This is a genomic window from Cellulomonas sp., from assembly GCF_017744555.1.
Lineage (GTDB): Bacteria > Actinomycetota > Actinomycetes > Actinomycetales > Cellulomonadaceae > Cellulomonas.
This window is the reverse complement of sequence record NZ_JAGIBD010000012.1, coordinates 80,314-98,622: the sequence shown is the minus strand read 5'-3', so window position 1 is coordinate 98,622 and position 18,309 is coordinate 80,314. Positions and strand designations below refer to the sequence as shown.

The window sequence follows — 18,309 nt, the reverse complement described above, 5'->3', positions numbered from 1 at the left end:
CCGGGCACCCACGGCCCCGCGTGGACCACCGGGACGTCGGTCCCAGACGCCCCGCGCCCGCGCCGACGACGCTGACGCCGTGCGCCTCGTCCCCGTCTACTACTACTCGTCGACCAGCGGGCTCGTGCGGGTGTTCGCCGAGCAGCTCGGCCGGCCCGTCTTCAACCTCGCCGAGCGCGAGCACCGCCTGTCCGAGGTGGACGGGCCGTGGGTGCTGCTGACCCCGTCGTACATGACAGGCAACCCGAACAACGACACGATCCCCGAGGGCGTGCGGCGGTTCCTGCGCTCCGCGGTGAACCGGCGCGCGATGGTCGGCGTGATGGGGTCGGGGAACCGGAACTTCGGCGAGCACTACCAGAGGGCCGCGCGGCAGATCGCGGCCGCGTCGGGGCGGCCGATGCTGTTCGAGTTCGAGATCTCGGGCACGCCGTGGGACGTCGAGGAGTGCCGGCGGATCCTCGACCGGCTCGACGAGGGCCTCGCTGCGGCGCACGGCGGGTAGGAGCTCGCGTCTCGGCCACGGCCAGGGGGTGTGGCGTGTCGGTGGCGCCGACTACGGTCGGCTGCGACCGGACGTCATCGAGCCCCTCGACGAGGAGATGCCATGGCCACCTTCACACGGACCGACGAGCTGAAGGGCGCCCGGTTCGTGGGCGTGAGCCTGCGGGGTGCACGGTTCGTCGAGTCGGACCTGTCGGGCGTCGTCATGCGTGGCGTCGACGTCGGGGGCGCCGACATCGACGCGCCGTGGCTGCCCGACGGCACGTTCCTCGTCAACGGCGTCGACGTGACGCCGTTCGTCGAGGCCGAGCTCGACCGCCGGTTCCCCGGACGCGAGCAGCGGCGGGCGAGCGACCCGGCAGGGCTGCGGGCGGCGTGGAGCGCGCTCGAGCGCACGTGGGAGGCGACGGTCGCGCGCGCCGCGGCGATGCCCGACGGGACGGTCGACGTGTCGGTGGACGGCGAGTGGTCGTTCGCGCAGACGCTGCGGCACCTGGTGCACGCGACCGACGTCTGGCTGCGCAAGGCGGTGCTGCAGGTCGAGCAGCCGTTCCACCCGCTGGGGCAGGCGGACAGCAGCGCCGAGCAGGACGCCGACGTGCCGCCCGCAGTGGCCGACCCGCCGCCGTACGCCGAGGTGCTCGAGGTGCGCGCGGGTCGGGTCGCGATGGTGCGCGACTTCCTCGCGACCGTCACGCCCGACGAGCTCGCGGCGGAGCGGCGCAACCCGCACGCCCCCGAGCACGCGGAGACCGTCCTGTCGTGCCTGCAGGTGATCCTCGAGGAGGAGTGGGAGCACCACCGGTTCGCCGTCCGCGACCTCGACACGCTCACCGGGCGGTGATCGGCCGTCAGTCGCGCGCCGCCAGCCACCTCTCGAAGGCGTCGAACGTCGTCGGCCTGCCGAGGAACCGCTCGACCAGGTCGGCCGCGTCGGCGGTGCCGCCGGGTGCGAGCACGGCGTCGCGGTAGCGGCGGCCCACGTCGGGGTCCATGAGGTCGTCGCCGAACGCGGTGCGCAGGTCCTTCGCGATGACCAGGCTCCAGAGGTACGTGTAGTACGCCGACCCGTACTCCTGCAGGTGCCCGAAACCGCTCGACTGATGGGTGTCCTCGAGCGGTGTGTAGGGGCCGAAACGGTCGTCGATCTCGGCCGTGTACGCGTCGAGGTCCTCGGGCGGCGCGGCGTGCAGCCCGTACGACAGGGCCGTGAAGTTGAGCTGACGCCGGGTCCACGCACCCCGGCCGAACGCGTCGGCCGCGCGCATCCTGGCGACGAGGTCGGCGGGGATCGCGACGCCGTCGGCGTTGGTCGCGAACGAGCCCAGCACGTCCGCGTCCCAGGCCCACTCCTCGAGGAGCTGGCTCGGCGCCTCGACGAAGTCCCACTCGGTCGCGACGCCCGCGAACCGTGCCCAGTGCTGACCGCCGCCGACGATCTCGTGCACCAGGTGGCCGATCTCGTGGAAGAACGTCAGGACGTCGTCGTGCTCCAGCGTGCCCGTCGAGAAGTTGCAGACCAGCACGCCCTCCGGCAGGTGCCGGCCCGCGACGCCCGGGACCAGCGGGAACTGGGCGGCGTGGTTGAACTTGCCGGGCCGCGGGTGCATGTCGAGGTACACGCGGCCGATGCGCTCGCCGTCGGACGCGACGTCGTACACCTCGACGTCCGGGTGCCACGTCGCGACGCCGTCCACCCGCACGAAGTCGAGACCGAGCAACCGGCCGATGGTGTCGAGGACGCCGTCGCGCACCGCGTCGTACCGGAAGTACGACCGGACCTCCTGCGCGTCGACGTCGTACTGCTCCCGGCGCACCACCTGGTCGTAGTACAGGCTGTCCGCGGGCGTCACCGCGGCGGCGGACGGGTCGTCGGCGCGGAACCGGGTGAGCAGCACGTCGACGTCACGGCGGGCCGGCTCGGCCGTGAGCGCGTCGAGCCGGTCGACGAACTCCCCGATGGCCTCACCGGAGCCGATCATCTTGACCTCGGCGTCGTACGTCGGCCAGTCCGGGTAGCCGAGCAGCGTCGCGCGCTCCTGACGCAGCCGCAGCAGCTCCGCGAGCACGGGGGCGTTCTGCGGCCAGCCGATGCGCAGGTACTCGGCCGTCAGGGCCGTGCGGACCTCGGCGTCGTGCGCGTACGTCCGCACCGGCAGGAGGTCCGGGTACTCCGTCGTGAGCGTGACGAGGCCGTCCTCGCCCGCCGGGTGCTCCGCGCGGAAGTCTTCGGGCAGCCCGTCGAGCTGCTCGGGGCGGACCTGGATGCTGCGGGCACCCTCGCGGATGTTCCGCGCGAACTCGAGGCCGAGCTCGGTGCAGCGCTGGGCGAGCGCGCGGAGCCGGTCCCGCTCGTCGGCGGGACGGTCGACGCCCGAGCGGCGGAAGTCCCTCAGCACCCGTTCCCGCAGCCGTGCCGCGTCCGCGTCGAGGCCCTCCGTGCTCGTCGCCGCGAGCACCTCGAACAGCGCGTGGTCGAGCTCACGCTCCGTCCCGAGGTCCTCCGCCGCCTGCGCCCGCTCCTCCGCTGCCGCGCGCAGGTCGGGGTCCGGGTGCACCTCGGCGAGCAGGTGGGCCGCGGACGACGCGCGCGCCAGGGCCAGGTCGCTCTCGCCCCACAGGCCGAGCACCTCCGCGGTGGTGCGGTCGGTGCCGTCCTTGAGCGTCGCCAGGTGGGTGCGGGCAGCGTCGAGGGACGCGTCGACGGTCTCGGCGAGGAAGGCCCGCCAGTCCGCGTCGGGGGCGGGGAAGCGGGAGGGCGCGGCGGTCATGCGGCGACGGTACACACGCGACGGCGGCGGGTCGACGGAGATCAGGGGCGCGGGCCGAGCCGGCGGGAGAGGTCGTCCGCGGCACGCCGGGCCGTCCCCGCGACGCGTCCGACGTCGTCCTCGTCGACGTCGTCCTGCGGGAACGTCACCGCGATGCCCGCGATCGGGAAGCCCGTGTGGTCGTGCACCGCGGCCGCGACCGACGCGAACCCGGGCGTCACGTCGCCGTCCTCGCGCGCCCAGCCCCGAGCCCGCACCTCGGTCAGCAGCGTGCGCAGCTCGGAGAGCCGTCGCGGGCCGACGCCCGTGCGGTCGACGAAGGCGTCACGCCCCGGGAACAGGGCCCTGACCTGGGCCGACGGCAGATCGGCGAGGATGGCGCGGCCGCTCGCCGTGAGGTGCGCGGGCAGCCGGACCCCGACGTCCGTGACGAGCGGCGGTCGGCCGGGGGCGCGTTCTTCGAGCACGTACAGGACCTCGCGTCCGTGCAGCACGGCCAGGTGCGCGCTCTGGCCGACGTGGTCGACGAGGCGGGCCAGGATCGGCCGGGCCACGCGGGCCAGCGGCGCCTGCCGGGAGTACGCCGAGCCGAGCTCGAACGCGCTCACGCCCAGGCCGTAGCGGCGTTCCTCGGGCAGGTGCACGACGAAGCCGTGCTCCGCGAGGACGGCGAGCAGGTGGTACGTCGTCGAGCGCGGCAGGTCCAGGGCCTGCGCGAGCGACGCGGCCGGCACCGGACCCGTGCGCGACAGGTGACGCAGCACGCGCAGGGTCGCGTCCGCGGCGGGCACCTCGCTGCTGCGGGCCACGGTCCCTCCTCGCTCGCCGCCATCCTCGCGTGTCTGGGATACCAGACAGAATTCTGACGCGCAGCGCAGCCACGGACCCGCGCACGGCGGTGTCATGGCCGCATGAGCCTGAGCACCGCCGCCGCGCCCCCACCTGCGGCACCCGCCGAGCCGGCCCGCGTCGTCGTCGGCGTCGGTCCCGTCTCGCCCGACGACGTCGTCCGGGTCGCCCGGTACGGCGCCGGCGTGACCCTCTCCCCCGACGCGCTCGACGCGCTCGCCGCAGGCCGCGCGGTGGTCGACGCGCTCGCCGCCGACACCGCCCCGCACTATGGCGTCTCGACGGGCTTCGGCGCGCTCGCGACCCGGTCGATCCCGGTGGAACGGCGCGCGGACCTGCAGCGCAGCCTCGTCCGGTCGCACGCGGCCGGTTCGGGTGCCGAGGTCGAGCGGGAGGTCGTGCGCGCCCTCATGCTGCTGCGGCTGTCGACGCTCGCGACGGGCCGTACCGGGGTCCGTCCGGAGACGGCACTGACGTACGCAGCGGTGCTCGACGCGGGGATCACGCCCGTCGTCCGGGAGTTCGGGTCGCTCGGGTGCTCGGGCGACCTCGCGCCGCTGGCCCACTGCGCGCTCGCCGTCATGGGCGAGGGCGACGTCCGCGACGCGACCGGGGCGGTCGTCCCGGCGGCCGACGCGCTGGCAGCCGCCGGGATCGCGCCGGTGACGCTCGCGGAGAAGGAAGGGCTCGCGCTGATCAACGGCACGGACGGCATGCTCGGCATGCTCGTCCTCGCGCTGCACGACCTCGACGTGCTGCTGGCGACCGCCGACGTCGCGGCGGCCCTGAGCGTCGAGAGCCTGCTCGGCACCGACGCCGTCTTCGCGGCCGACCTGCAGGCGCTGCGACCGCACCCGGGCCAGGCCGCGTCCGCGGCGCACCTGAGGACCCTGCTCGCGGGGTCCGGGATCATGGCGAGCCACCGCGGGCCCGGCTGCACGCGCGTGCAGGACGCGTACTCGCTGCGGTGCGCGCCCCAGGTGCACGGTGCCGCGCTGGACACCGTCGAGCATGCCCGGGCCGTCGCGGGGCGCGAGCTCGCCGCCGCGATCGACAACCCGGTGATCACGCCCGACGGGCGGGTCGAGTCGAACGGCAGCTTCCACGGCGCGCCGCTCGGGTACGTGCTGGACTTCCTCGCGATCGCGGTGGCCGACGTCGCGAGCATGTCGGAGCGGCGCACCGACCGGTTCCTCGACGTGGCCCGCAACCACGGTCTGCCGCCGTTCCTCGCGCACGACCCCGGGGTCGACTCCGGCCTGATGATCGCCCAGTACACGGCCGCGGGGCTGGTGTCGGAGCTCAAGCGGCTCGCGGTGCCGGCGAGCGTGGACTCGATCCCGTCGTCCGCGATGCAGGAGGACCACGTGTCGATGGGCTGGCACGCGGCCCGCAAGCTGCGCCGGGCGGTCGACGCGCTCGGCCGGGTGCTCGCGATCGAGGTGCTGACCGGCACGCGGGCGCTCGACCTGCGCGCGCCCCTGACGCCCGCCCCGGCCACGGGTGCGGTGCGGGACCTGCTGCGCGCGCACGGTGTCGCCGGTCCCGGCCCCGACACGCACCTCGCCCCGGACCTGGAGACGGTCGCCGCGCTCGTCGCGTCGGGCGCCGTCCTGTCGGCCGCCGACGCCGATATCGCCACCGAGACCCCCGAGGAGACCCGATGACGGCCGGACCCCGGCCCGTGCGCGCCCCGCGCGGGACCACGCTCATCGCACGGTCGTGGCAGACCGAGGCACCGCTGCGGATGCTCATGAACAACCTCGACCCCGAGGTCGCCGAGCGGCCCGACGACCTGGTCGTCTACGGCGGGACCGGCCGCGCCGCGCGGAGCTGGGACGCGTTCGACGCGATCGTCCGGACGCTCACCACGCTGGGCGACGACGAGACGCTGCTCGTGCAGTCGGGCAAGCCGGTCGGCGTGCTGACGACGCACGAGTGGGCGCCGCGTGTGCTGATCGCGAACTCGAACCTCGTGGGCGACTGGGCGACGTGGCCGGAGTTCCGGCGGCTCGAGCAGCTCGGCCTCACGATGTACGGGCAGATGACGGCGGGCTCGTGGATCTACATCGGCACGCAGGGGATCCTGCAGGGCACGTACGAGACGCTCGCGGCGGTCGCCGCCCAGCGGTTCGGTGGCACGTTGGCCGGGACGCTGACCGTGACGGGTGGCTGCGGGGGCATGGGCGGTGCCCAGCCGCTCGCGGTCACGCTCAACGGAGGGGCCTGCCTGATCGTCGACGTCGACGGCGCCCGGCTGCGCCGCCGGGTGCACGACCGGTACCTCGACCGGGTCGCGGACTCCCTCGACGACGCGCTCGCCCTGCTCTTCGCCGCCAAGCGCGACCGGCGAGCGCTGTCGGTCGGGGTCGTCGGCAACTGCGCCGAGGTGCTGCCGGTCCTGCTGCAGCGGGGCGTCGAGGTCGACGTCGTCACGGACCAGACGTCCGCGCACGACCCGCTGTCGTACCTGCCGGTCGGGGTCGACGTCGCGGACTGGGCCGACTACGCCGCGGCGAAGCCCGACGAGTTCACCGAGCGCGCCCGCGCGTCGATGGCCCGGCACGTCGCGGCGATGGTCGGGTTCATGGACGCCGGTGCCGAGGTGTTCGACTACGGCAACTCGATCCGCGACGAGGCCCGCCGCGGCGGCTACGACCGGGCGTTCGACTTCCCCGGGTTCGTGCCCGCGTACATCCGGCCACTGTTCGCCGAGGGCAAGGGACCGTTCCGATGGGCGGCCCTGTCGGGCGACCCGCGCGACATCGCCCGCACCGACCAGGCCGTCATGGACCTGTTCCCGGACGACGACCACCTGCACCGGTGGATCCGGGCCGCGCAGGAGCGCGTCGCGTTCCAAGGGCTGCCCGCCCGGATCTGCTGGCTCGGCCACGGCGAGCGCGACCGCGCCGGGCTGCGGTTCAACGAGCTCGTCGCGTCCGGCGAGGTCGCCGCGCCGCTCGTCATCGGGCGCGACCACCTCGACGCCGGGTCCGTCGCGTCGCCCTACCGCGAGACCGAGGCGATGGCCGACGGGTCCGACGCGATCGCCGACTGGCCGCTGCTCAACGCGCTCGTCGCGGCGTCGTCCGGGGCCACATGGGTCTCGCTGCACCACGGCGGGGGCGTCGGCATGGGCCGCTCGATCCACGCCGGCCAGGTGTCCGTCGCCGACGGCACCGACCTCGCTGCCCGCAAGCTCGCGCGCGTGCTGTCGAACGACCCGGGCATGGGGGTGCTCCGGCACGTCGACGCCGGGTACGCGCGGGCCGAGGAGGTCGCGCACGCGCACGGCGTGCGGGTGCCGATGCGGGAGGACGGCGCGTGACGAGGCCCGAGGCACCCCCGGCGCACGCCGCAGGGTCCCCCCCGCCCGACCTTGCGACCGGTGCCGCCGACGTCGGCGCCGCGACGTTCCGCCGGGCCTGGGCCGACCTCGCCCCGGTGGGCCGCTCCCCCGACGGCGCCGGCTACCACCGGTTCGCGTGGACCCGCGAGGACCACGCGCTGCGCGAGTGGTTCGCCGGCGAGGCCGCCGCCCGCGGGCTCGACCTCGTCACCGACCGTGCGGGCAACCAGTGGGCGTGGTGGGGCGACCCGGACGCCGGGCCGGGCGTTGTCACGGGCAGCCACCTGGACTCCGTGCCGGGCGGCGGCGCGTTCGACGGACCGCTCGGCGTGGTGAGCGCGTTCGCCGCGCTCGACGTGCTCCGCGCGCGCGACGTCCGGCCCGCCCGTCCGCTGGGCATCGCCTGCTTCGGGGACGAGGAGGGAGCCCGCTTCGGCGTGGCTTGCGCCGGGTCGCGGCTGCTCACGGGCGTGCTCGACCCCGATCGGGCCCGCGGGCTGCGCGACGCCGACGGGACGACGATGGCCGACGCGCTCGCGACCGCCGGCCGGAACCCGAGCGATCTCGGTCCGGACCACGAGGCGCTCGCCCGCGTCGGCGCGTTCGTCGAGCTGCACGTCGAGCAGGGTCGTGGGCTCGTCCACAGCGGCGACCCGGTCGGTGTCGGACGGATGATCTGGCCGCACGGCCGCTGGCGCGTCGACCTGCGCGGCGCCCCGAACCACGCGGGCACGACCCCGCTCGCCGACCGCGACGACCCGATGCTCGACCTCGCGGCGTTCGTCCAGCACGTCCGCGCCGCGGCGCTCGACGCCGGGGCGCTCGCGACCGTCGGCAAGGTGCGGGTCGAGCCGAACGGCGTCAACGCGATCCCGTCGCAGGTCACCGCGTGGCTCGACGTCCGCGCAGAGGACGAGCGGCGGGTTCGGGCGGTGCTCACGGCGCTCGCGGCCTACGCCCCGCACGAGGAGTCGTGGACCCCCGTGACGGTGCTCGACGCTGACCTCGCCGACGAGGTCGCGACGGCGCTCGGCACCGCCGGGCTCGGCTCGCCGCGGCTCGGCACGGGCGCCGGGCACGACGCCGGCATCCTCGCCGCTGCTGGGGTGCCGACCGCGATGCTGTTCGTCCGCAACCCGACCGGCGTCTCGCACGCACCTGCGGAGAGCGCGGACGAGGCCGACTGCCTCACCGGCGTCGGCGCGCTCGCGGCCGCGCTCGAACGGCTCCTCACGCGATGAGCACGACGAGCACGACGAGCGAGACGAGCGCGACGAGCGCCGCCAGCGCGGCGAGCACCTTCTGGGCCCGCACCGCCTGGCTCCCCGACGGCCCAGCGCGGGACGTGCGCATCGGCATCGCCGACGGCCGCATCACGGCCGTGACCACGGACGCACCCGCACAGCACGGCGACCAGCTCCTCCCCGGCGTCGTCCTGCCCGGCTTCGCGAACGCCCACTCGCACGCGTTCCACCGCGCGCTGCGCGGCCGCACGCACGCCGACGGCGGCACGTTCTGGACGTGGCGCGAGCGGATGTACGCGCTGGCGGCGACGCTCACCCCGGACACCTACCTCGACCTGGCCCGGGCGGCGTTCGCCGAGATGGTGCTCGCGGGCGTCACGGCCGTCGGCGAGTTCCACTACCTGCACCACGCCCCGGGCGGCACGTCGTACGACGACCCGAACGTCATGGCCGAGGCGCTGCGCACGGCCGCGCATGACGCCGGCCTGCGGATCACGCTGCTCGACACCGCCTACCTCGCGGGCGGCATCAGACAGCCGCTCGTCGGGCCGCAGCGACGGTTCGGGGACGCCGACGTCGACACGTGGGCCGCGCGCGTCGACGCCCTGCGCCCCGACGCCACGCTCACGGTCGGCGCCGCGATCCACTCGGTCCGGGCGGTCCCCCGCGACGCGATCCGGCGGATCGCCGAGCACGCCGCAGGTCGCCCGTTGCACGTGCACGTGTCCGAGCAGCGCGCCGAGAACGACGCGTGCCACGCCGCGTACGGCGCGACGCCGACCGGGGTCCTCTCCGCCGCGGGCGCGCTCGGCCCGAGGACCACGGCCGTCCACGCCGTCCACCTCACGCCCGAGGACGTCGCCCTGCTCGGGTCCACCGGCACGGGCGTGTGCCTGTGCCCGTCGACCGAGCGCGACCTCGGCGACGGCCTCGCCCCGGGTGCCGTGCTGCGCGACGCGGGGGCACGCCTGTCGGTCGGCTCCGACCAGCACGTCCGCACGGACCTGCTCGCCGAAGCCGCGGACGTCGAGATGAACGAGCGTGTGGCGCGGCAGAGCCGGGGCGTCCTCGACCCGGCCGCGCTCGTCGAGCTCCTCACGCACGGCGGTCACACGACGCTCGGTGACCCGACGGGTGGCCGGATCGCGGTCGGCTCCCCCGCCGACCTCGTCGCGGTCCGCACCGACACCCCACGGACCGCCGGGGTCGACCCGGCGCAGCTCGTGCTCGTCGCGGGCAGCGCCGACGTCGACACCGTCGTGTGCGGCGGCGTGGTGCGGGTCCACGGCGGGCGGCACGTGCTCGGCGACGTCGGCGCGCTGCTCGGCGCGGCCGTCGACGCGGTCTGGCGAGGGACGGACGCATGACGTCGCACCTGGTCACCGGCATCGGCGAGCTCGTCACGCACGACCCGCGCTTCGACGGCCCGCTGGGCCTCGTCCGCGACGCGGCGCTCGTGGCCGAGGACGGCGCGGTCGCGTGGGTCGGGCCCGCGAGCGCGGCACCTCCTGCGGACGAGGAGACGGACGTCGAGGGCCGTGCCGTGCTGCCCGGGTTCGTCGATTCGCACACGCACCTGGTGTTCGCGGGTGACCGCGCCGACGAGTTCGCGGCCCGCATGGCCGGCGAGCCGTACACGGGCGGCGGCATCGCCCGGACGGTCGCGGCGACGCGGGCCGCCTCCGACGATCAGCTGCGCACGCGCCTTGCGGCCCTCGTCGCGGAGGCCCGCGCGCAGGGCACCACGACGCTCGAGATCAAGAGCGGCTACGGCCTCGACACCGCGACCGAGGAGCGGCTGCTGCGGCTCGCTCGCGAGGTCACGCCCGAGACGACGTTCCTCGGCGCGCACGTCGTCCCGCCGGGCGTCGACCGGGCGGACTACGTCGACCTCGTGACCGGTCCGATGCTCGCCGCGTGCGCGCCGCACGCGCGCTGGGCCGACGTGTTCTGCGAGCCGGGGTCACCGCACGCGTTCGACGGCGACGAGGCGCGCGTCGTCCTGTCCGCCGCCGCGCACGCCGGCCTCGGGCTCCGGGTGCACGGGAACCAGCTCGGCCCCGGCCCGGGCGCCCGGATCGCCGTCGAGCTCGGCGCCGCGAGCGTCGACCACTGCACGCACCTGTCGGACGACGACGTCACCGCGCTCGCGGACGCCGCACCTCACGGCGGCCCGGTCGCGACACTGCTGCCGGGCGTCGAGCTGTCCACCCGCTCACCGTTCCCGGACGCACGACGGCTGCTGGACGCGGGCGTCGAGGTCGCGCTCGCATCCGACTGCAACCCGGGCACGTGCTTCTCGACCTCGATGCCGCTGATGGTTTCGCTCGCCGTCACGCAGCTGCGGATGACGGTCGACGAGGCCGTGCGGGCGGCGACGCTCGGCGGTGCGCACGCCCTGCGCCGGCCGGACGTCGGGCACCTGCGCGTCGGCGCGCGGGCGGACCTGTGCGTGCTGGACGCCCCGTCGCACGAGCACCTCGCCTACCGGCCGGGTGTGCCCCTGTCCCGGGCCCTCCCGATGGGGCCGCCCCGTGGCGGTCGATGAGCCGGCCGTCGTGCGCACGCGGCACCCTGGACCGTCTGCTCGGTGCTCTGTCAGGGTGGCCGCGTGACCGAGACGTCGCGCCGCCGTCCGTGGGCCGTCGGCCTGCGCACGTCGCCCGAGGGGCACCGCGTCACGACGTTCGAGCTGTTCTTCGACCTCGTCTACGTGTTCGCGTTCACGCAGGTCAGCCACCTCGTCGCGGAGACGCACAGCGGGCGCGGGATGGTCCAGGCGCTCACGGTGCTGGGGCTGCTGTGGTGGACGTGGACGTCGTACAGCTGGCTCGCGAACCAGTCGCCCGCGGACCAGGGTCTGCTGCGCGTGGGCATGGGGATCGCGATGGTGGCGGTGTTCGTCGCGACCCTGTCGATCCCCGAGGCGTACGAGGACCTGCCCGGCGGCCTGTTCGGCCCGCTCGTGCTCATCGTGGCCTACGTCGTCGTCCGCGTGGTGCACGGCGCCCTGTACGTGGTCGCGGCCGCCGGGGACGCCGCGCTGCGCCGCCAGCTCGTGCGGACCGCGGTGGTCGCGATCGTCCCGTCCACGGCGCTCCTCGTCGTCGGGGCGCTCGTCGGCGAGCCCGCGCAGACGTGGATCTGGCTCGGTGCGTTCTCGTTCGACGTGCTCATGACGCTGCTCACGGGCCGGCGCGGCAGCTGGCGGCTCTACTCGCCGACGCACTGGGCGGAGCGGTACGGGCTCGTCGTCATCCTGGCGCTGGGCGAGTCGGTCATCGCGGTCGGCTTCGGCGCCTCCCACCTGCCCGTGAGCTGGCCGGTCATCGCCGGCGCGACGCTGTCGATCCTGATCGCCCTGATGCTCTGGTGGATCTACTTCCTCAAGTCCGCCGGTGCCGCCGAGCGCCGCCTGGCGCGCCTGCAGGGCGTGGAGCGCGTCGAGTACGCGACGCTCGCGTACACGTACCTGCACTTCGTGCTGGTCGCGTCGGTCGTCATGGTCGCGGTCGGCATCGAGGAGGCGATGGCGCACGTCGGCTCGGACGAGCCGTTCGGGTCGTTCGCGGCGGCACTGCTCGCGGGCGGGCTCGCCGCGTACCTGCTGGGGGCGACCGTCCTGGTCCGGTCCGCGCGGGAGCCGTGGTTGTGGCGGCGCGTGGCCGAGGCGGTGCTGCTCGTCGCGCTCGTGCCCGTGCTTGCGAAGCTCCCCGCACGCGGCGCGCTCGGGCTCGCGGCCGGGGTCGTCTACGCGTTCGCGGTCGGGGCGCAGCTGCGTGCGCGCGCGACGGCCCGCCGCGCCTGAGCGTCAGAGGGCCGGCGAGCGCCGCTCGAGCAGGACGACGTCGCGCCACTCGCCCGACCGCGGCCCGTGCGTCATGCGGCCGAGCCGCTCGCGAGTGCCGACGACGCGGAAGCCGGCGGCCGCGTGCAGCGCGAGGCTCGCCGTGTTCTCGGGGAAGACGCCCGACTGCACGGTCCACACGCCGCCCGCGTCCGTGCTCGCGAGCAGCGCCTCGAGCAGCAGCCGTCCGACGCCGCGGCCTCGGACGGCCTCGTCGACGTACACCGAGTGCTCGACGACCCCCGCGTACACGCACCGCTCCGAGACGGGCGACACCGCGACCCACCCGACGACCGCCCCGGTCTCGTCGACCGCGACGAACCGGTGCTCGGCGAGCTTGCCCGCGTCGAACGCCTCCCACGTGGGGACGTCCTCGGCGAACGTCGCGTGACCGGTCGCGATGCCCGCCGCGTAGATGCGCTCGACGTCGGGCCAGTGCGCGGCGGTCAGGGGGACGACGGTGATCGTCCCGCTCACACGGCACCGCCGACGCGCAGGTGCGTGCCGAGGTGCGCGGCCACGGCGTCGACCGCTCCCGGCACGATCGTGAAGTACGCCCAGACGCCGCGCTTCTCGCGCGTGACCAGGCCGGCCTCGGTGAGCTGCTTGAGGTGGTGGGACACGGTCGGCTGGCTCAGCCCGACGGGCTCGATGAGGTCGCAGACGCACGCCTCGCCGCCCTCGTGCGCGGCGATGAGCGACAGCAGCCGCAGGCGCGTGGGGTCGGCGAGCGCCTTGAGCGTGCGAGCGAGCTGCTGGGCGTCGTCCTCGCTGATCGTCGGCGCCGTCACCGGCGTGCAGCAGGCGGCGGGCGAGCTCACCACGGGGAGCAGGTCGAGTGCCATGCCTGGCAGTGTACGTGCGGAGATTGACCGATGTCGATATTGACAGACTTCGATATACGGGTCCATGATGCCGGACATCGACAACCTTCGATACGAGGAGCGGTCATGACGGACATCCGGGATCAGGTGCGCGAGCGCTACGCGCTGGCAGCGATCCAGGTCGGCGGCGACGCCGGCTGTTGCGGCGGCGGCTGCGAGCCGACCAGCACGGCAGAGAAGTTCGGCGCCGCGCTGTACGACGCGAGCGACCTCGCCGACGTGCCGCTGGAGGCGCAGCTCGTCTCCCTCGGCTGCGGCAACCCGCTCGCCGTCGCGGAGCTGCGCGAGGGCGAGCGTGTGCTCGACCTCGGGTCGGGCGGCGGGATCGACGTCCTCCTGTCGGCGAAGCGGGTCGGGCCCACCGGGTTCGCACACGGCGTCGACATGACCGACGAGATGCTAGCCCTCGCCCGCGCCAACGCGGAGAAGGCCGGGGCGACCAACGTGGCGTTCCACCGCGGCACCATCGAGGACCTGCCGCTCGACGACGCGTCCGTCGACGTCGTCATCTCCAACTGCGTCGTCAACCTGTCCACCGACAAGCCGGCCGTGCTGTCCGAGGCGTTCCGGGTTCTCGTGCCCGGCGGCCGCGTCGGCATCTCCGACGTCGTCGCCGAGGACCACCTGACGCCGGACCAGCGGGCCGAGCGCGGCTCCTACGTCGGCTGCATCGCCGGCGCCCTGTCACGGCAGGAGTACCTCGACGGGCTCGCGGAAGCCGGGTTCGTCGACGCCGACGTCACGTTCACCCACCAGGTCGCCGACGGCATGCACAGCGCCGTCGTGCGGGCCCGCAAGCCGCAGGAGGTCTGAGCACCATGCACCCCGAGATGTACCTCGTCATCCACCGGCAGCAGGAACGCGAGCTGGAGCGGCGACTCGACCGCGCCCTCGTGCTGCGCGAGCGCGCCCTGCCCGTCGCCCCGCCGCGGCCGAGCCTGCGCGACGCCTGGCGCAGCGCCACCGCGACGCCCGCGGCGTTCCTGAGCGGCGCCCGGACCCGGCTCGTCCCGGCCGACGGGTGGGGCGCCGCACCGGCGTGCTGCCCGGCCTGAGCGCCGGCCTCGTCCTGCCCGAACCCTCGACCGGCCCGTCGCCTCGGCGGCGGGCCGGTCGTCACGCGCCGACGACGGCGACCCCGAGCTCGTCGAGCAGCGTGACGATGCGCAAGCGGATCTGGTCGCGGATCGGCCGCACGGCCTCGATCCCCTGCCCGGCGGGGTCGTCGAGCGCCCAGTCCTCGTACCGCGTGCCGGGGAAGTACGGGCAGGCGTCGCCGCAGCCCATCGTCACGACCACGTCGGACGCCTGGACCGCCTCGTTGGTGAGGACCTTGGGCTGCTCGGCGGCGATGTCGACGCCGACCTCGGCCATCGCCTGCACGGCGACCGGGTTGACCTGGTCGGCCGGCATCGACCCGGCCGACCGGACCTCGACGGCACCGCCGGACAGGGCGGACAGGAACCCGGCCGCCATCTGGGAGCGGCCGGCGTTGTGGACGCAGACGAACAGGACGCTGGGCTTCGTGGTGGTCACGGCACCATGGTTGATGCGCGACGATGACTCAGTCAAGATTGACTCAATGAACACTGAGTGGCTGGCCGAGGTCGCACGTCGCGCCGCGCTGCACGGCGCGCTCGCCGACCCCGGACGCCTCGCGGTCGTCGACCTCCTGTCCCGAGGCGACGCGTCACCGTCCGAGCTCGCCGACGCACTGTCGATGCCGTCCAACCTGCTGACGCACCACGTGAACGTGCTGGTGACGCACGGCCTCGTCCAGCGGACCCGGTCCGAGGGCGACCGCCGCCGCACCTATCTCCGGCTGCTCCCCACCGAGCTCGGCCCGCTCGCCCCCGCCCTGCCCCGACCGCCCCGGGTGCTGTTCGTGTGCACCGCCAACTCGGCACGCTCGCACCTCGCGGCGGCCCTCTGGCGTCGCACGAGCGCGATCCCCGCGGACTCGGCCGGGACCCGCCCGGCGGCGTCGATCGCCCCCGGCGCGGTCGCCGCGGCACGTCGGCACCGTCTCGACCTCCGCGAGCAGCAGCCGCAGCTGGTCGACGCCGTGCGGCGGCCCGACGACCTCGTGATCACCGTGTGCGACCGCGCGCACGAGGAGCCCGGCCTCGTCGCCGACGCCCACTGGTCGATCCCCGACCCCGTCCGCGTCGCGGACGACGACGCGTTCGACCGGGCCGTCGCCGAGCTCGACCGCCGCGTCACCGACCTCGCGCCGAGGCTCGTCCTGGCCTGAGGCCCGCACCTGCTCGCGTCGCCCAAGGGATGAAGGCGGCCGCAGCTCCTACCGAGGACGACGGCGCGCCCGATGGGAGGGATGAGCGTCGGACCCGTGACCACGGGCACCGGCGGTCGGACGGGCTTCGGCAACGACGCCGGCGCCGCGGACGCGAAGGAGCGGACCATGACGGTGAACGCGACCCTGGACGACGAGGACCGCCCCGCGGGCGAGGTGCCCGCCCTGCCGGTCGACTTCACGCGCACCGCCGCCCAACGCCCGGCCCCGCGCGACCTGCGCTACGACCTCATCCCCGTCTGACCCGATCGCCACCGCGGGCTCGACCCCGGCCACGCGGACCTGGATCATCGGACGCGTGAGCGAGACCGACGCGCCCCCGGCGAAGGCGACCGAGCTGGTGACCGACGTGCTCCGATCGCGGATCGGCCCCGAGCTGCGGGCCTCGGGGTTTCGCGGGTCGGGCCAGAACTGGTCGCTGCCCAGCTCCGCGAAGGACTACGCGCTGCTGTCGTTCCAGCGCTGGAGGTACAGCGACGCGTCCGTGGCGGGCTTCACCGTGAACCTGTGCGTCGCCCGTCGCGCCGAGTGGGCGGCCGCCTTCGCCCGCTCGCCGTGGCTCGGGGCACGCCCGACGGCGACGTCCCAGGGCGGTCCGGCGTGGTACTCCCGGATCGGCTCGCTGCTGAACCCCGCCGTCGACCGCTGGTGGATCGTCAGGTCGGCGGACGACGTCCCGTTCGTCGTCGACGACGTGCTCCACCTGGTCCGCGCGGTCGCGGTCCCCCACCTCACGGCCCGGCTCGACGGCACCGCACCGCCCGGGCCGTACTCGTGGCCGCGCCTGCCCGACGACGAGTGACGTCAGGTCAGCCCGCGATCTCCTCGTAGGCGTCGACCAGGCTGACGAACTCGGACCGCAGGCCGTACGGGTCCTCACCGAGGGCGGCCTCGGCACGTTCGCGCGCGCGGGCCGGGCTGGCGTCGGCGGCGTTCCGCGAGCCGGACGCCACCAGGCCGAACTCGGCGACCGCGGACGCGAACCTGAAGTCGGCGCTCGGGTGAGTGGTGTACGTGTCGGCCCCGGCGGGGAGGACGACCTCGGTGCTGGTGCCGCCGCCCGGGCGCTTGTAGCGCACGTGCACCGTCAGGAAGTCGGTGGAGTGCCCGGCGTCGACGTCCTGGTAGTCCAGGCCGTCGTCCCGCGCCCCGTCCCCGGCCGGGACCAGCTCGTAGAACGCCGTCACGGCGTGCCCTGCGCCGACGTCACCGGCGTCCTTCGTGTCGTCGTCGAACTCCTCGTCCTCGAGCCGGCGGTTGTCGTAGCCCAGCAGCCGGTACCGCGACACGGTCGCGGGGTTCAGCTCGACCTGGAGCTTGAGGTCCTGCGCGACCACGAACATCGTCGAGTCGAACTCGTCCACCAGGACCTTGCGCGCCTCGTCGAGGGTGTCGATGTAGGCGTAGTTGCCGTTCCCGTGGTCGGCGATCGCCTCCATCGTGCTGTCCTTCAGGTTGCCCATCCCGAAGCCGAGCACCGAGATGTACACGCCCGACCGCGCGTGGTCCTCGATGAGGTCGGTGAGCTGCTCAGGGGTCGACGGGCCGACGTTGAAGTCGCCGTCCGTCGCGAGGATCACGCGGTTGTTGCCGCCCTCCACAAAGTTCTTCGACGCCAGCTCGTACGCGGTCTGCAGGCCCGCGGCGCCTCCCGTCGACCCACCCGCCCGCAGCTCGCGCAGGAGCCGCTCCAGCTCGCGGTGCCGGTCGCCCGGCACGGAGTCGGCGAGCACCTGGTCGCTGCCGGCGTACGTGACGATCGAGACGGTGTCGCCCTCGTCGAGCCGGTCCACGAGCAGCGCGAACGAGTCGGCGAGCAGCGGCAGCTTGTTCTCCTCACCCATCGACCCCGACACGTCGAGCAGGAACACGATGTTGTTGCCGCGGCTGGCCGGCTTTTCGGCGGTGGCCTGCACACCGATCATTGCCAGCTGGTGGCCCGGCGCCCACGGCGCGTCCGCGACCTGCGTCGTGACCGTGAACGGGTCCTCCGCACCCGGCTCCGGCGCCGGGTAGTCGTAGTCGAAGTAGTTGACCAGCTCCTCGATCCGGACCCCCTCCGGCGCGACGCCCTGCCGCAGCTGGCGGCGCAGGTTGCTGTAGGACGCGGTGTCGACGTCCGACGCGAACGTGGACAGCGGGCTCGTCGCGACGTCCTGGAACGGCTGCTCCGGTGAGTCGTCGTACTCCTCGTTCCTGTTCGTCGGGACGTCCCGCCGCCCCTCGGAGGCGTAGGAGTCGCTGGAGGCCTGCTCCTGCCCGAGGGCGACGTCGCTCGCGCCGTCCGCGCCCGCACTGCAGGCACCTAGCGCTCCCAGGACGCCGACGGCCGCCAGGGCCGCCGTCACGCGGGTGGGTGCTGTGGCGCGGGTAGGTGCCGTGGCGCGGCCACGCCGGACGACGGGGAACAGAACGCCCTGCCAAGACGAACGACGCATCTTTGCCTCCATTGTCTGAGGATTGAAGCGTCGCGGTCACAGAACGCCCGGACCAGCACGGGACGGTCACGCGTCCGTCCCGGTCGAGTCACGAGCGGATCGCATTTCG

Annotated in this window: 20 protein-coding genes; 13 read left to right on the top strand and 7 right to left on the bottom strand. The window is 74.6% G+C overall.

Features of this window, described 5'->3' with window-relative positions; all coding sequences use genetic code 11:
- Positions 1-79: 79 nt before the first annotated feature.
- The gene (gene nrdI / locus J7523_RS10120) at positions 80-505 is read left to right on the top strand and encodes a class Ib ribonucleoside-diphosphate reductase assembly flavoprotein NrdI (protein WP_291885735.1); all 426 of its coding nucleotides are present in this window, start codon (positions 80-82) and stop codon (positions 503-505) included.
- Positions 506-607: 102 nt separating this feature from the next.
- Positions 608-1,348: a DinB family protein gene (locus J7523_RS10115; RefSeq protein ID WP_291885733.1), complete on the top strand. Its 741-nt coding sequence runs from the start codon at positions 608-610 to the stop codon at positions 1,346-1,348.
- 7 nt (positions 1,349-1,355) lie between these two features.
- Here the strand turns inward: J7523_RS10115 and J7523_RS10110 are convergent, their stop codons facing one another.
- Positions 1,356-3,275, bottom strand: a complete 1,920-nt coding sequence (locus tag J7523_RS10110; protein ID WP_291885731.1) for a M3 family metallopeptidase — start codon at positions 3,273-3,275, stop codon at positions 1,356-1,358.
- A 41-nt stretch (positions 3,276-3,316) separates the two neighbouring features.
- Positions 3,317-4,084 (bottom strand): IclR family transcriptional regulator, encoded by a 768-nt coding sequence (locus tag J7523_RS10105; protein WP_291885729.1) that lies wholly within the window; start codon positions 4,082-4,084, stop codon positions 3,317-3,319.
- 102 nt (positions 4,085-4,186) lie between these two features.
- Between J7523_RS10105 and hutH the strand changes: the two genes are divergently transcribed.
- The 3 genes from hutH (at position 4,187) to J7523_RS10090 (ending at position 8,714) form a co-directional block, all read left to right on the top strand.
- Positions 4,187-5,791 (top strand): histidine ammonia-lyase, encoded by a 1,605-nt coding sequence (hutH, locus tag J7523_RS10100; RefSeq protein ID WP_291885726.1) that lies wholly within the window; start codon positions 4,187-4,189, stop codon positions 5,789-5,791.
- A complete protein-coding gene (gene hutU, locus J7523_RS10095; protein ID WP_291885723.1) occupies positions 5,788-7,452 on the top strand; it encodes a urocanate hydratase in 1,665 nt (554 codons plus the stop codon). Before hutH ends, hutU begins: the two co-directional genes overlap by 4 nt.
- A gap of 116 nt (positions 7,453-7,568) precedes the next feature.
- Positions 7,569-8,714, top strand: coding sequence for an allantoate amidohydrolase (locus J7523_RS10090; RefSeq protein WP_291885827.1), 1,146 nt, complete (start codon positions 7,569-7,571; stop codon positions 8,712-8,714).
- Here the strand turns inward: J7523_RS10090 and J7523_RS10085 are convergent.
- On the bottom strand, positions 8,704-8,862 hold the full coding sequence (locus J7523_RS10085; RefSeq protein ID WP_291885832.1) for a hypothetical protein: 159 nt from the start codon (positions 8,860-8,862) through the stop codon (positions 8,704-8,706). The genes J7523_RS10090 and J7523_RS10085 overlap by 11 nt on opposite strands.
- Here J7523_RS10085 and J7523_RS10080 point away from each other — a divergent pair.
- The 3 genes from J7523_RS10080 (at position 8,819) to J7523_RS10070 (ending at position 12,525) form a co-directional block, all read left to right on the top strand.
- On the top strand, positions 8,819-10,084 hold the full coding sequence (locus J7523_RS10080; protein WP_291885720.1) for a formimidoylglutamate deiminase: 1,266 nt from the start codon (positions 8,819-8,821) through the stop codon (positions 10,082-10,084). The genes J7523_RS10085 and J7523_RS10080 overlap by 44 nt on opposite strands.
- On the top strand, positions 10,081-11,265 hold the full coding sequence (hutI, locus tag J7523_RS10075) for an imidazolonepropionase (RefSeq protein ID WP_291885717.1): 1,185 nt from the start codon (positions 10,081-10,083) through the stop codon (positions 11,263-11,265). The genes J7523_RS10080 and hutI overlap by 4 nt, the downstream gene beginning before the upstream one ends.
- A 63-nt stretch (positions 11,266-11,328) precedes the next feature.
- The gene (locus J7523_RS10070; protein ID WP_291885714.1) at positions 11,329-12,525 is read left to right on the top strand and encodes a low temperature requirement protein A; all 1,197 of its coding nucleotides are present in this window, start codon (positions 11,329-11,331) and stop codon (positions 12,523-12,525) included.
- Between the two features lie 3 nt (positions 12,526-12,528).
- On the opposite strand, the gene J7523_RS10065 is transcribed toward J7523_RS10070, so the two are convergent.
- Both J7523_RS10065 and J7523_RS10060 read right to left on the bottom strand, forming a co-directional pair.
- Positions 12,529-13,041 (bottom strand): GNAT family N-acetyltransferase, encoded by a 513-nt coding sequence (locus tag J7523_RS10065; RefSeq protein ID WP_291885710.1) that lies wholly within the window; start codon positions 13,039-13,041, stop codon positions 12,529-12,531.
- Positions 13,038-13,409, bottom strand: coding sequence for a metalloregulator ArsR/SmtB family transcription factor (locus J7523_RS10060; RefSeq protein ID WP_291885707.1), 372 nt, complete (start codon positions 13,407-13,409; stop codon positions 13,038-13,040). Before J7523_RS10060 ends, J7523_RS10065 begins: the two co-directional genes overlap by 4 nt.
- A gap of 105 nt (positions 13,410-13,514) precedes the next feature.
- Between J7523_RS10060 and arsM the strand changes: the two genes are divergently transcribed.
- Both arsM and J7523_RS10050 read left to right on the top strand, forming a co-directional pair.
- Positions 13,515-14,261, top strand: coding sequence for an arsenite methyltransferase (arsM, locus tag J7523_RS10055; RefSeq protein WP_291885704.1), 747 nt, complete (start codon positions 13,515-13,517; stop codon positions 14,259-14,261).
- Between the two features lie 5 nt (positions 14,262-14,266).
- On the top strand, positions 14,267-14,503 hold the full coding sequence (locus J7523_RS10050; RefSeq protein WP_291885701.1) for a hypothetical protein: 237 nt from the start codon (positions 14,267-14,269) through the stop codon (positions 14,501-14,503).
- 61 nt (positions 14,504-14,564) lie between these two features.
- On the opposite strand, the gene J7523_RS10045 is transcribed toward J7523_RS10050, so the two are convergent.
- Positions 14,565-14,984 (bottom strand): arsenate reductase ArsC, encoded by a 420-nt coding sequence (locus J7523_RS10045; protein WP_291885698.1) that lies wholly within the window; start codon positions 14,982-14,984, stop codon positions 14,565-14,567.
- A 46-nt stretch (positions 14,985-15,030) separates the two neighbouring features.
- Here J7523_RS10045 and J7523_RS10040 point away from each other — a divergent pair, with 46 nt between their 5' ends.
- From J7523_RS10040 to J7523_RS10030, 3 genes are all read left to right on the top strand, one after another.
- Positions 15,031-15,702, top strand: a complete 672-nt coding sequence (locus tag J7523_RS10040) for a helix-turn-helix domain-containing protein (protein WP_291885695.1) — start codon at positions 15,031-15,033, stop codon at positions 15,700-15,702.
- 96 nt (positions 15,703-15,798) lie between these two features.
- Positions 15,799-16,005 (top strand): hypothetical protein, encoded by a 207-nt coding sequence (locus tag J7523_RS10035; protein WP_291885690.1) that lies wholly within the window; start codon positions 15,799-15,801, stop codon positions 16,003-16,005.
- 55 nt (positions 16,006-16,060) lie between these two features.
- On the top strand, positions 16,061-16,564 hold the full coding sequence (locus tag J7523_RS10030; protein WP_291885687.1) for a DUF4304 domain-containing protein: 504 nt from the start codon (positions 16,061-16,063) through the stop codon (positions 16,562-16,564).
- Between the two features lie 7 nt (positions 16,565-16,571).
- On the opposite strand, the gene J7523_RS10025 is transcribed toward J7523_RS10030, so the two are convergent.
- On the bottom strand, positions 16,572-18,110 hold the full coding sequence (locus J7523_RS10025; protein WP_291885685.1) for a von Willebrand factor type A domain-containing protein: 1,539 nt from the start codon (positions 18,108-18,110) through the stop codon (positions 16,572-16,574).
- Positions 18,111-18,309 lie beyond the last annotated feature (199 nt).

Excerpts from the sequence above, each read along its gene's own strand:
- arsM (WP_291885704.1), top strand. The coding sequence starts at position 13,515 with ATGACGGACATCCGGGATCAGGTGCGCGAGCGCTACGCGCTGGCAGCG.
- J7523_RS10110 (WP_291885731.1), bottom strand. The coding sequence starts at position 3,275 with ATGACCGCCGCGCCCTCCCGCTTCCCCGCCCCCGACGCGGACTGGCGG.
- J7523_RS10050 (WP_291885701.1), top strand. The coding sequence starts at position 14,267 with ATGCACCCCGAGATGTACCTCGTCATCCACCGGCAGCAGGAACGCGAG.
- hutH (WP_291885726.1), top strand. The coding sequence starts at position 4,187 with ATGAGCCTGAGCACCGCCGCCGCGCCCCCACCTGCGGCACCCGCCGAG.
- J7523_RS10115 (WP_291885733.1), top strand. The coding sequence starts at position 608 with ATGGCCACCTTCACACGGACCGACGAGCTGAAGGGCGCCCGGTTCGTG.
- hutU (WP_291885723.1), top strand. The coding sequence starts at position 5,788 with ATGACGGCCGGACCCCGGCCCGTGCGCGCCCCGCGCGGGACCACGCTC.
- J7523_RS10060 (WP_291885707.1), bottom strand. The coding sequence starts at position 13,409 with ATGGCACTCGACCTGCTCCCCGTGGTGAGCTCGCCCGCCGCCTGCTGC.
- hutI (WP_291885717.1), top strand. The coding sequence starts at position 10,081 with ATGACGTCGCACCTGGTCACCGGCATCGGCGAGCTCGTCACGCACGAC.
- J7523_RS10040 (WP_291885695.1), top strand. The coding sequence starts at position 15,031 with ATGAACACTGAGTGGCTGGCCGAGGTCGCACGTCGCGCCGCGCTGCAC.